11 protein-coding genes are annotated in these 12035 nt (G+C 51.1%); 10 read left to right on the top strand and 1 reads right to left on the bottom strand.

Annotation, left to right across the window (positions count from 1 at the left end):
- Nucleotides 1–248: 248 nt before the first annotated feature.
- From mobQ to I2G42_RS15430, 5 genes are all read left to right on the top strand, one after another.
- Nucleotides 249–1829, top strand: coding sequence for a MobQ family relaxase (gene mobQ, locus I2G42_RS15450; protein ID WP_195531253.1), 1581 nt, complete (start codon nucleotides 249–251; stop codon nucleotides 1827–1829).
- A 66-nt stretch (nucleotides 1830–1895) separates the two neighbouring features.
- A complete protein-coding gene (locus I2G42_RS15445) occupies nucleotides 1896–2540 on the top strand; it encodes a CHC2 zinc finger domain-containing protein (protein ID WP_195531252.1) in 645 nt (214 codons plus the stop codon).
- Nucleotides 2509–3846, top strand: coding sequence for a virulence-associated E family protein (locus I2G42_RS15440; RefSeq protein ID WP_195531254.1), 1338 nt, complete (start codon nucleotides 2509–2511; stop codon nucleotides 3844–3846). The genes I2G42_RS15445 and I2G42_RS15440 overlap by 32 nt, the downstream gene beginning before the upstream one ends.
- A gap of 241 nt (nucleotides 3847–4087) precedes the next feature.
- Nucleotides 4088–4285, top strand: coding sequence for a hypothetical protein (locus I2G42_RS15435; RefSeq protein WP_004612761.1), 198 nt, complete (start codon nucleotides 4088–4090; stop codon nucleotides 4283–4285).
- On the top strand, nucleotides 4286–5956 hold the full coding sequence (locus I2G42_RS15430; RefSeq protein ID WP_005335872.1) for a recombinase family protein: 1671 nt from the start codon (nucleotides 4286–4288) through the stop codon (nucleotides 5954–5956).
- A 23-nt stretch (nucleotides 5957–5979) separates the two neighbouring features.
- Here I2G42_RS15430 and I2G42_RS17115 read toward each other — a convergent pair whose 3' ends face one another.
- A complete protein-coding gene (locus tag I2G42_RS17115) occupies nucleotides 5980–6144 on the bottom strand; it encodes a hypothetical protein (RefSeq protein ID WP_465220479.1) in 165 nt (54 codons plus the stop codon).
- A 57-nt stretch (nucleotides 6145–6201) separates the two neighbouring features.
- Here I2G42_RS17115 and I2G42_RS15420 point away from each other — a divergent pair, with 57 nt between their 5' ends.
- From I2G42_RS15420 to I2G42_RS15400, 5 genes are read left to right on the top strand one after another with little or no spacing between them, the layout of a single operon-like run.
- Entirely contained in the window at nucleotides 6202–7071 is an 870-nt protein-coding gene (locus I2G42_RS15420; RefSeq protein ID WP_002576236.1) for a VirB6/TrbL-like conjugal transfer protein, CD1112 family, read from the top strand.
- Nucleotides 7072–7091: 20 nt separating this feature from the next.
- A complete protein-coding gene (locus I2G42_RS15415) occupies nucleotides 7092–7547 on the top strand; it encodes a PrgI family protein (protein WP_055228426.1) in 456 nt (151 codons plus the stop codon).
- On the top strand, nucleotides 7504–9906 hold the full coding sequence (locus tag I2G42_RS15410; RefSeq protein WP_055228427.1) for a VirB4-like conjugal transfer ATPase, CD1110 family: 2403 nt from the start codon (nucleotides 7504–7506) through the stop codon (nucleotides 9904–9906). Before I2G42_RS15415 ends, I2G42_RS15410 begins: the two co-directional genes overlap by 44 nt.
- On the top strand, nucleotides 9906–10286 hold the full coding sequence (locus tag I2G42_RS15405) for a DUF3851 domain-containing protein (protein ID WP_014078550.1): 381 nt from the start codon (nucleotides 9906–9908) through the stop codon (nucleotides 10284–10286). Before I2G42_RS15410 ends, I2G42_RS15405 begins: the two co-directional genes overlap by 1 nt.
- A complete protein-coding gene (locus tag I2G42_RS15400; protein WP_055228428.1) occupies nucleotides 10279–12015 on the top strand; it encodes a C40 family peptidase in 1737 nt (578 codons plus the stop codon). Before I2G42_RS15405 ends, I2G42_RS15400 begins: the two co-directional genes overlap by 8 nt.
- Nucleotides 12016–12035: the final 20 nt, after the last annotated feature.

Below are 12035 nucleotides of genomic sequence, written 5' to 3'. Positions count from 1 at the left end.
GAGGAGCCGTATGCGGGAAAGCCGCACGTACGGATCTGTGAGGGGCTAAGATTGAGAGGTCTTAGTCTACTCGACTGTCAGCTTCACATCGGGTCAACTTGTCCCGAACTTTCACAACTAAATACCCGCCGCTTACACAGCGGCACACCGAGCAGGAAATCTGAAAAAGGTCTCCTGCTTTTTTTCTGCCCAAAATGAGGTGGTAAAACGCCACCCCATCCACCAAGCATAGAAAGGAGTGACACGAAATGCCCTGTCCACACAACGAAATCTCGATTGTTCAGCGTAGCCAACAGCAGTCTGCGGTTGCCGCCGCTGCCTACCAGAGCGGCGAAAAGCTGTTCTGTGAATACGACCAAGAAGTGAAGCACTACCCAGAAAAGCGAGGTATCGTCCACAATGAAATCCTGCTCCCGGCAAATGCCCCGCCGGAGTATGCAGACCGCAATACTTTATGGAACGCCGCCGAAGCTGTGGAGAAACAATGGAACTCCCAGCTTGCAAGGCGGTGGGTGCTTACCATTCCCAGAGAGATACCGCCCGACCAGTACGCTGTCCTTGTCCGGGAGTTCTGCCAGCAACAGTTTGTTTCCAAAGGCATGATTGCTGACTTTGCCATCCATGACCCCCACCCGCCGGGACACAATCCTCACGCCCATGTCCTGCTCACTATGAGGGCAATGGACGAACATGGGAAATGGCTTTCCAAGAGCCGCAAGGTTTATGACCTTGACGAGAACGGGGAACGGATAAAGCTGCCATCCGGCAGGTGGAAAAGCCACAAGGAGGATACGGTGGACTGGAACGACCAGAAGTATTGTGAAATCTGGCGGCATGAATGGGAGGTCATCCAGAACCGCTATCTGGAAGCCAATGATCGCCCGGAGCGTGTGGACTTGCGTTCCTATGCCAGACAGGGGCTTGATATTATCCCTACTGTCCATGAGGGTGCTGCTGTCCGGCAGATGGAAAAGCGTGGTATCCAGACGAATATCGGCAACCTGAACCGGGAAATCAGAGCCGCCAACCGCCTGATGAAGTCCATCCGGCAGCTTATCCAAAACCTCAAAGGCTGGATTACCGAGCTGGGAGAAAAACGGAAAGAACTGCTTGCACAAAAGGCGGCGGAGGAAGCGACACTTCTTCCCAATCTACTGATGAAATATATGGAGATACGAAAGGAAGAACGGAAGGACTGGACGAGGGCTGGACAAAATCGGGGGACTTCACAGGACTTAAAGGCAGTCAGCGAAGCCCTGTCCTATCTCCGGCAAAAGGGGCTTTCCACTGTGGAGGACTTGGAAGCCTTTCTGGAATCTTCCGGGAAATCAGCCGCAGATTACCGCAGTCAGATGAAGCCAAAGGAAGCCCGAAGCAAAGTGATTGACGGACTGCTTTCTGCCCGGACAGACTGCAAGGAATGTAAGCCTGTCTATGAGAAGTACCAGAAGATATTTTTTAAGAAAACAAAGGAGAAATTCAACCAGGAACACCCGGAGGTTGCCCGGTATGCGAAAGCCGCCGCCTACCTTGCCAAGCACCCGGACGATAAGGACAGCACCCAAAAGAAGCTGCAAGAGGAGCAGGAAACGCTTCTGGAAGAAATTGCAGCCCTGAAAACACCGCTGACCGAGGTACAGGAGGATTTGAAGAAGCTGCGGGACATCCGCTACTGGGTACGGAAAGCCACACCCGGCACAGAGGAAAGCAAAGAGCCGCCCAAGAAGCAGCCCATCAAGGAAGTCTTGCAGGATAAGGCAGACGAGAAAAAAGCACAAAGAACCGCCCCGGCACAGGCGAAACACAGACAACAGGATATGGAACTTTAACAGGCACTTGCCATTTTCAATCAGAGAATGTCAGGTGTTTTTTTCTTTTTTCAAGGAGGGATAGATTTGAATGTATTTGAAGCTGTGAAGCAGTCCGTCACAACCAGACAGGCTGCGGAGCATTATGGAATCCATGTAGGGCGGAACGGGATGGCTTGCTGCCCGTTCCATCATGATAAAACCCCAAGCATGAAGCTGGATCGGCGTTACCACTGCTTCGGCTGCGGTGCGGATGGGGATGTGATTGATTTTGCCGCCGCCCTGTATGGGCTGGGAAAGAAAGAAGCCGCCGTACAGCTGGCACAGGACTTCGGGCTTTCCTATGAGGACTGGAAACCGCCGGGAAAAGCAAAAAAGCCCAAGCCCCGGCAGAAATCCCCGGAGGAACAGTTTCAGGAAGCAAAAAACCGCTGCTTCCGTATTCTTGCCGATTATCTCCACCTACTCCGAGTGTGGAGAAAGGAATATGCCCCGCACTCCCCGGAGGAAGTCTTTCATCCCCGGTTTGTGGAAGCCTTACAGAAGCAAGACCATGTGGAATATCTGCTGGATGTGCTGCTGTTCGGGGAAACAGAGGAAAAAGCGGCTTTGATTACGGAATACGGAAAGGATGTGATACAGCTTGAACAGCGAATGGCAGAGCTTGCCGCCGCAGACGCAGCAAGAACTAAAAAACACCATGAACGCCATGCAGCCGCCCCAGAGCGTTGAGGAAGTAAAGGCAACTCTGGAAACCACCGAGAAAGGCGGCGTCCGCCAGAGCATACGGAACTGCCTGACCGTATTCCAGCGTGACCCGGTGCTTGCCGGGGCAATCGCCTATAACATCCTGACCGACCGAAAGGACATCATAAAGCCCATCGGTTTTCACAGAGAAAGCACAGCCCTGACCGATACAGACATGAAATATCTGCTTCTCTATCTGGAGGAAACCTACGGGCTGACCAGTGAGAAAAAGATTGAAACCGCCATCGGGATTGTGGCGAATGAGAATAAGTACCACCCCATCCGGGATTTTCTGAACAGCCTTGCATGGGACGGGACGGAGCGCATCCGCTTCTGTCTGCGGCACTTTCTGGGGGCGGATGTGGACGATTACACCTATGAAGCCCTAAAGCTGTTTCTTTTGGGGGCGATTACAAGGGCATTTAAGCCCGGAAGCAAGTTTGAAATCATGCTGTGTCTGGTAGGCGGTCAGGGGGCTGGCAAGTCCACCTTCTTCCGTCTGCTGGCAGTCCGGGACGAGTGGTTTTCCGATGATTTGCGGAAGCTGGACGATGATAACGTGTACCGCAAGCTGCAAGGTCACTGGATAATTGAAATGTCGGAAATGATGGCAACCGCCAATGCCAAGAGCATTGAGGAAATCAAGTCTTTTCTAAGCCGACAGAAAGAGGTTTATAAGATACCCTATGAAACCCACCCGGCAGACCGTCCCCGTCAGTGCGTGTTCGGCGGTACTTCCAACGCCCTTGACTTTCTCCCCCTTGACCGTTCCGGCAACCGCCGATTTATCCCGGTCATGGTGTACCCGGAGCAAGCCGAGGTTCACATTTTGGAGGACGAAGCCGCTTCCAGAGCCTATATCAGCCAGATGTGGGCGGAAGCAATGGAGATTTACCGAAGCGGCAGGTACAAGCTGTCATTCAGCCCAGCCATGCAGCGGTATCTCAAAGAACACCAGCGGGATTTTATGCCGGAGGACACCAAAGCCGGGATGATACAGGCTTACCTTGATAAGTACACCGGGGAAACGGTCTGTTCCAAGCAGCTCTACAAGGAAGCCTTAAATCACACCTTTGACGAGCCGAAGCAATGGGAAATCCGGGAAATCAACGAGATAATGAACCAGTGCATTACCGGGTGGAACTACTTTTCCAATCCAAGAATGTTTTCAGAATATGGCAGACAAAAGGGCTGGGAGCGTGAAAACCCGGCAACGGACTTATGCAACCCGTCTGAAAAAGCAATGGATGGCTTTGTGGAGGTCACAGAACAGATGGAGCTTCCATTCTGAAAATGACAGCCCGTTGCACCCCCTGTTGCCATCCCGTTGCCGAGCCGGTTGCCGGGGAAAATCCCTTATTTCTGGGTTTTTCTCCTTTATAACAACCAAAACAACAGAAAAATAAAAGAAAAGTATAAATAGTAACCATCGCCAGATTGAGATTGTTTGCAAGGTCTTTTGAAGCCCGTTGCCGGACTTCGTTGCCGATACCCTCTGTCTGGCTATTTTCATGTATGGAGGATAACTGCCTATGGCAAAAAACAAAACAGAGATTCATGTTACAACGGTGTTTGACGGGGAGCTTGACGCAACCGATGTGTTCGTCAGCCTGATTTCCCAGAAATATGGAAAGACAAATACGAAAGAATATCTTGCTAAAAAGAAAGATTTGAAGTATAATGAAGATGAGGTTCAAAAGAGCCAGATACCGTCTGGATTGTGTGGGTAAATGGCTATGATGAACGAAATGGAATACAGAACAATCGGTTCGGCACTTGCCGGGGGCTATCGTGCAGCGGTCTATTGCAGACTGTCAAAGGACGATGACCTGCAAGGCGAAAGTGCCAGTATCGCCAACCAGCGTGATATGCTGGAAAAATACTGCGAAAAGCAGGGATGGGAGGTTGTGGCAGTCTATCAGGACGATGGCTTCACAGGTCTTAATATGGAGCGTCCTGATTTACAGAGAATGTTGAGATCCATTGAGCGCAGGCAAATCAACCTTGTTATCACGAAAGACCTCAGCCGACTGGGGCGTAACTATCTGCAAACCGGGCATTTGATTGAGGACTTTTTCCCAAGAAACGGGGTGCGCTATATCGCCATGAATGACGGTATCGACACCTTACGGGATAACAACGACATTGCCCCGTTCAAGAATATCCTGAACGAGATGTACAGCAAGGATATTTCCAAGAAAGTCCATTCCTCTTATCTTCTGAAAGCGCAGAAAGGACAGTTTACCGGGTGTCTTGCCCCGTTTGGGTATCGGAAAGACCCGGAGGACAAAAACCATCTGCTCATTGACGAGGAAACCGCCCCGATTGTGCGGCTGATTTTCGGATATGCCCTAAACGGTCATGGTCCGAACTATATCCGCAGACGGCTGGAGGAAGAAAAAATCCCCTGCCCCACATGGTGGAACCGGGAACGGGGGCTTCGCAATACCCGCACCAAATGGGAAAAGAAAGACCCGGAAAACGGGCGGTATATGTGGGACTTCTCCGTTATCAAAGACCTTTTGATGAATCCCGTCTACACCGGGGCGATTGCTTCCCAGAAAAAAGACTACCGCTTCAAAATCGGCACGATTGGGGAAAAGAAACCGGAGGACTGGGTTGTGGTTGAGGGACAGCACGAACCGCTGATTGACCGCATGAGCTTTGATATTGTGCAGAACAAGCTGAAATCCCGCCAGCGTCCGGGGCAGACCAATGAAATCAGCCTGTTTGCCGGACTGATAAAATGCGGCGAGTGTGGGAAGTCGCTGACGATACGCTACACAAACGCAAAACATCCCCAGCGGATTTACTCCTGCAAGACCTACAATGCCTTTGGAAAGAACCACTGCACCCAGCACCGGATTGATTATGACACCCTTTACAGTCATGTGCTGCGGAAAATCCGGGAATGTGCCAGAGCTGCCCTGATGGACGGAGAAGCGGTTGCCGACCGCCTGACCAATACCTGTGAAGCCGAGCAGCGGGAACAGCGGGAAGCAATGGAACGCTCCCTTACAAGGGACGAGGAACGGATTGAGGTTCTGGACAAAATGGTAATGCGGCTTTATGAGGATATGATTGCAGGGCGTATCAGTGAGCAGAACTTCAACACCATGCTGGAAAAGACGCAGACCGAGCAGACGGAGCTTAAAACAAAAGTGTCCGAGGGCAGAAAGCGGCTGTCCGATGAAGTCCAGCTTGCCAATGATGCAAAACAATGGGTGGAAGCCATTCAGGAATACGCCAACATCACAGAGCTGGATGCAGCCACCCTTAACCGCTTAATCAAAGAAATCGTCGTGCATGAGCGCATTGACGAAGATAAAACAAGACACATTTCTATCGAAATTCATTTTAATCTCAAACCCATCCCGGAGGTGGAACAGGTCACTGCCTGACCTGTCCCGCCTGGATGGTTCTCTTAAAAACACCATATAGATTTTTGTACGCCGCCGCCCGCCATCGAGCAGAATTTTACACCTAATTGGGGATAAAACAGCTTATGGCCGGTGCTGGTGTAGCCGTTGTTGGTATGGTTCTTGTACCTCTGCTCTCCGGGCTGTTCTCTGTCTAAGCGTTCCTGCATGAAATCCTTGCCGCTCCCGCAGTCCTGCGGGGGCGGCGGAAAGGAGGTTGACACCGTATGGATTTCTTACTTGAAGCCCTGACGAATTGGCTGAAAGAAATGCTGGTGGGCGGTATTATGAGCAACCTTTCGGGGATGTTTGACAGTGTAAACCAACAGGTCGCGGATATATCCGTACAGGTAGGACAGACCCCACAGGGATGGAATGGCAGTATTTTCAATATGATTGAGAATCTGTCCAACTCCATCATGGTGCCGATTGCAGGTGTGATCCTGGCTATCGTGATGACCGTAGACCTGATCCAGATGATTGCAGACAAGAACAATCTGCATGATGTGGATACCTGGATGATTTTCAAGTGGGTGTTCAAATCAGCTGCCGCCATCCTCATTGTCACAAACACATGGAATATCGTGATGGGCGTCTTTGATATGGCGCAGAGCGTGGTGGCGCAGGCGGCAGGGATTATCAATTCGGATGCGTCCATTGACATTTCCTCAGTTATGACCGATCTGGAACCGAGGCTGATGGAAATGGATTTGGGACCGCTGTTCGGACTGTGGTTCCAATCCCTCTTTATTGGCATTACCATGTGGGCGTTGTATATCTGTATCTTTATCGTTATTTATGGCCGTATGATCGAGATCTACCTTGTAACTTCGGTGGCTCCCGTTCCAATGGCTGCAATGATGGGCAAAGAATGGGGCGGTATGGGACAGAATTACCTCCGATCCCTGCTGGCACTGGGCTTTCAGGCGTTTCTCATTATCGTCTGCGTGGCAATTTATGCTGTGCTGGTGCAGAACATCGCTCTGGAAGATGACATCATCATGGCAATCTGGAGCTGCGTGGGCTACACCGTACTGCTATGTTTTACGCTGTTCAAAACCGGCAGTCTCGCCAAATCAGTCTTTCAGGCGCACTAAAACGGAAGGAGGTTTCCACATTGGCTTATGTACCCGTACCCAAGGACTTAACAAAAGTCAAAACAAAGGTCATGTTCAATCTGACCAAGCGGCAGCTTATCTGCTTCACGGGCGGAGCGCTTATTGGCGTACCGCTTTTCTTTTTGCTCAGAAAACCTACCGGAAACAGTGTAGCGGCTATGTGTATGATGCTGGTTATGCTGCCCTTCTTTATGCTGGCTATGTACGAAAAGCATGGACAGCCCCTGGAAAAGATCGTGGGCAACATTCTCAAAGTAGCTGTGATCCGTTCAAAGCAGCGACCTTACCAGACCAACAACTTTTATGCCGTATTAAAGCGGCAGGAAATGCTCGATAAGGAGGTGTATGACATTGTTCACCGCAATAAAAAAATGGCTGCATCGGATGTTCGGAAAAACCGAGGAAAAAACTGTGCAGCCGGTAAAGACAAAGAAAAAACTGTCCCGCGCCGATAAGAAGCAGATCGAAGCGGCCATTGCCCGCGCTAACCGCACGGACAAAAAAGGAAAATCTGCGCAGGACAGTATCCCTTATGAACGGATGTGGCCGGACGGAATCTGCCGCATATCGGACAGCCACTACACAAAGACCATCCAGTTTCAGGACATCAACTATCAGCTCTCCCAAAACGAAGATAAGACGGCAATCTTTGAGGGTTGGTGTGATTTCCTCAATTATTTTGATAGCTCGATTCATTTCCAGCTGTCTTTTTTGAACCTTGCGGCATCGGAGGAGACCTTTGCTAACTCCATTTCCATCCCGCCCCAGAGGGACGCCTTTGACAGTATCCGCGAGGAATACACCACAATGCTGCAAAATCAGCTGGCCAGAGGTAACAACGGTCTCATCAAGACCAAATACCTGACCTTTGGTATCGACGCGGACAGCATCAAAGCCGCCAAGCCCCGTCTGGAGCGTATTGAGACCGATATACTTAATAACTTCAAGCGTCTTGGTGTAGCTGCCAGAACGCTGGACGGTAAAGAAAGGCTTTTTCAGCTTCATGCGGTATTCCACATGGATGAACAACTCCCGTTTCAGTTTGAATGGGACTGGCTGGCTCCTTCCGGTCTGTCCACAAAGGATTTTATTGCACCAAGCTCCTTTGAGTTCCGCACCGGCAAGCAGTTCCGTATGGGTAAGAAATACGGGACTGTTTCTTTTTTGCAGATTCTCGCACCGGAACTGAATGACCGTTTGCTGGCTGATTTTCTGGATATGGAAAGCTCGCTCATTGTGAGTATGCACATTCAGTCGGTGGATCAGGCGAAAGCCATCAAAACGGTAAAGCGGAAGATTACCGACCTGGACCGCAGCAAGATCGAGGAACAGAAAAAAGCAGTCCGTGCCGGATACGACATGGACATCATTCCATCTGACCTTGCTACCTACGGCAGTGAAGCGAAAAAACTCTTGCAGGATTTGCAGAGCCGCAACGAGAGAATGTTCCTTTTGACCTTTCTGGTGTTGAACACAGCGGACAATCCCCGTCAGCTTGGCAACAACATCTTTCAGGCAGGCTCTATTGCCCAGAAGTATAACTGTCAGCTGACCAGGCTGGACTTCCAGCAGGAAGAAGGGCTGATGAGCTGTCTGCCTCTGGGTCTCAATCAGATTGAGATTCAGCGAGGACTGACCACCAGTTCCACAGCTATCTTTGTGCCCTTTACTACGCAGGAACTGTTCCAGAATGGGAAAGAAGCCCTGTACTACGGCATCAATGCTCTGTCAAACAACCTCATTATGGTGGACAGAAAGCTGCTGAAAAACCCCAATGGCCTGATTCTGGGTACGCCGGGTTCCGGCAAGTCCTTCAGCGCAAAACGAGAAATTGCCAACTGCTTTTTGCTTACCAGCGATGATGTCATTATCTGTGACCCGGAAGCGGAGTACGCACCTCTTGTTGAGCGTCTGCATGGGCAGGTCATCAAGATCTCACCTACTTCAACCAACTATATCAATCCGATGGATCTGAATCTGGACTATTCGGATGATGAAAGCCCGCTGTCACTCAAGTCTGACTTTATCCTCAGCTTGTGTGAGCTGATCGTGGGCGGTAAGGAGGGCTTGCAGCCGGTGCAGAAAACCATTATTGATCGTTGTGTACGGTTGGTTTACAACGAATATCTCAATGACCCGAAGCCGGAGAATATGCCGATTTTGGAGGACCTTTATAACCTGTTGCGGGAGCAGGAAGAAAAAGAAGCTCAGTACATTGCAACGGCATTGGAAATCTATGTAACGGGTTCTTTGAATGTGTTCAATCATCAGAGCAATGTGGACATTGATAACCGGATTGTCTGCTACGACATCAAGGAACTGGGCAAGCAGCTTAAAAAAATCGGTATGCTGGTGGTACAGGATCAGGTGTGGAACCGCGTTACCATCAACCGTGCCGCCCACAAGTCCACCCGTTACTACATCGACGAGATGCACCTGCTTTTGAAGGAGGAGCAGACCGCCGCCTATACGGTGGAAATCTGGAAGCGATTCAGAAAATGGGGCGGTATTCCGACAGGTATCACCCAGAATGTCAAAGACCTTTTGAGCAGCCGCGAGGTAGAGAACATCTTTGAAAACTCGGACTTCGTGTATATGCTCAACCAGGCAGGCGGAGACCGCCAGATTTTGGCGAAGCAACTGGGGATTTCCACGCACCAGCTTAGCTATGTGACCCACTCCGGTGAGGGCGAGGGCCTGCTGTTCTATGGCTCCACGATCCTGCCGTTTGTGGATCACTTCCCGAAGAACACCGAACTTTACCGCATTATGACTACCAAACCCCAGGAACTGAAAAAGAAGGAGGATGAATGATGATGAATCCCAACATTTTGAATAAAAATCCGCTGATGTTTTTTGACAGGGCGGTAAATGCCCAGCGCAGCCAGCTGCTTACAGTCATGGCCGATGCGGTAAGTGAGTGTCGCACGGCGGCAGACCAGGCAGCCGAACTGAATGAGACCGGTCAGGTGGGGCTGCTCCGTCTGGCAGAGGTCTGGAGCACCATCCGTGCCAAGGAAGGTATGGGTGGTCTGGTTCTGGAAGGAACCGAAGCGAAGATCCTGTCCGATGTGGTGGCACAGTTTTATGCCTACCTGTCCGGCTGTATGTTCAACGATCCTGTGGGAATGGCCATTTATGCAGAGCTGCACTACATGATGTCCTCCCTCATGCTGGGAGAATGGTTTGAATAAAGAGCCGCGCCTGCGCTTTACTGATGAGGAATGGTCTGATCCTGCACTGGAAAAGCCGATCCGTAAAGCTGAGAAAGCTGCGGCCAGAGCAGATAAGGCGCAGGCCAATATCCCAAAGAAAAAGGTCAGGCAGACGGTCATTGACCCGAATACCGGAAAAAAGACCTCGAAGCTGACCTTTGAGGACAAGAAAAAGCCACCTTCCAAAGTTTCTCAAGGAGTCAGGGAAACTCCCGTCCATCTGGTCGTGGGCAAGCTCCACAAAGAGATCCGGGAAACAGAGCAGGACAATGTGGGCGTGGAAAGCGCCCACAAGTCCGAGGAGGCGGTGGAGACAGGCGCTTATCTGGTGCGGGAGGGCTATCGCAGCCACAAGCTGAAGCCGTACCGCAAAGCAGCCCAGGCAGAGCGTCAACTGGAAAAGGCAAATGTAAATGTTCTGTACCAGAAATCTTTGCAGGAAAATCCCCAGTTTGCCAGCAACCCTCTTTCCCGCTGGCAGCAAAAGCAGGCCATCAAAAGGCAGTATGCCGCCGCCAAACACGCCGGTCAGACTGCCGGAAATACCGCCCAGGCTGCATCTAAAACCGGAAAAGCCGCAAGGACGGTAAAAGAAAAGGCACAGCAGGCAGGGGCATTCGTCATGCGCCACAAGAAGGGTTTCCTGATGGCAGGGGTTTTGTTCCTCATTACCTGTATGCTGATGAATACCATGTCCTCCTGCTCCATGATGGCGCAGAGCATCGGTTCCGTTCTCTCCGGCACCACCTATCCGTCGGATGACCCGGAAATGCTGGCAGTGGAGGCAGATTATGCAGCCAGAGAAGCCCAGTTGCAGGAGGAAATCGACAACATAGAAAGCAGCCACCCAGGGTATGACGAGTATCGCTATGACCTTGGTATGATCGGTCATGACCCTCATGAGCTGGCAGCATTTCTGTCTGCCGTTTTGCAAGGCTACACCCGGCAGAGCGCTCAGGCAGAGCTGGCGCGTGTGTTTGCAGCACAGTATCAGCTGACGCTTACTGAGGAAGTGGAGATTCGCTACCGCACGGAGACCTCCACCGACCCGGAGACCGGCGAGACCACCTCAGAAGAAGTCCCCTATGAGTATTACATTTTGAATGTGAAACTCACCAGCAAGCCCATTTCCGCTGTGGCGTCGGAGTTACTGACCCCGGAACAGATGGAAATGTATCAGGTTTACCGGCAGACCATGGGCAATAAGCCGCTGTTGTTTGGCGGTGGTTCCCCTGACATGAGCAATTCCGAGGACTTGACCGGTGTACAGTTTGTAAATGGAACCCGTCCCGGAAATCCGCAGTTGGTGGAGCTGGCCAAGCGTCAGGTCGGCAATGTGGGCGGCTATCCTTATTGGAGCTGGTATGGCTTTGACAGCCGCGTGGAGTGGTGCGCCTGCTTTGTATCCTGGTGTTATAACCAGGCTGGAAAAAGTGAGCCGCGCTTTGCAGGCTGTGAGTGGCAGGGCGTTCCGTGGTTCCAGTCTCATGGACAATGGGGTGCAAGAGGCTATAACAATCTGGCTCCCGGAGATGCAATTTTCTTTGATTGGGATTTGGATGGGACAGCAGACCATGTGGGTATCGTGATCGGTACGGATGGCAGCCGTGTTTATACGGTGGAGGGAAATTCCGGCGATGCCTGCAAGATCAAAAGTTATGACCTGAATTATCAAAGTATTAAGGGCTACGGCCTGATGAACTGGTAACAGACTTTGCGGAAAGGAGT

This window comes from Fusicatenibacter saccharivorans, assembly GCF_015557635.1.
Taxonomy (GTDB): Bacteria; Bacillota; Clostridia; order Lachnospirales; family Lachnospiraceae; genus Fusicatenibacter; species Fusicatenibacter saccharivorans.
The sequence above is the reverse complement of the archived record's forward strand: the minus strand, read 5'-3'. Positions and strand labels throughout refer to the sequence as shown.

Excerpts from the sequence above, each read along its gene's own strand:
- mobQ (WP_195531253.1), top strand. The coding sequence starts at position 249 with ATGCCCTGTCCACACAACGAAATCTCGATTGTTCAGCGTAGCCAACAG.
- I2G42_RS15440 (WP_195531254.1), top strand. The coding sequence starts at position 2,509 with ATGAACGCCATGCAGCCGCCCCAGAGCGTTGAGGAAGTAAAGGCAACT.
- I2G42_RS15435 (WP_004612761.1), top strand. The coding sequence starts at position 4,088 with ATGGCAAAAAACAAAACAGAGATTCATGTTACAACGGTGTTTGACGGG.
- I2G42_RS15430 (WP_005335872.1), top strand. The coding sequence starts at position 4,286 with ATGGCTATGATGAACGAAATGGAATACAGAACAATCGGTTCGGCACTT.
- I2G42_RS17115 (WP_465220479.1), bottom strand. The coding sequence starts at position 6,144 with ATGCAGGAACGCTTAGACAGAGAACAGCCCGGAGAGCAGAGGTACAAG.
- I2G42_RS15420 (WP_002576236.1), top strand. The coding sequence starts at position 6,202 with ATGGATTTCTTACTTGAAGCCCTGACGAATTGGCTGAAAGAAATGCTG.
- I2G42_RS15405 (WP_014078550.1), top strand. The coding sequence starts at position 9,906 with ATGATGAATCCCAACATTTTGAATAAAAATCCGCTGATGTTTTTTGAC.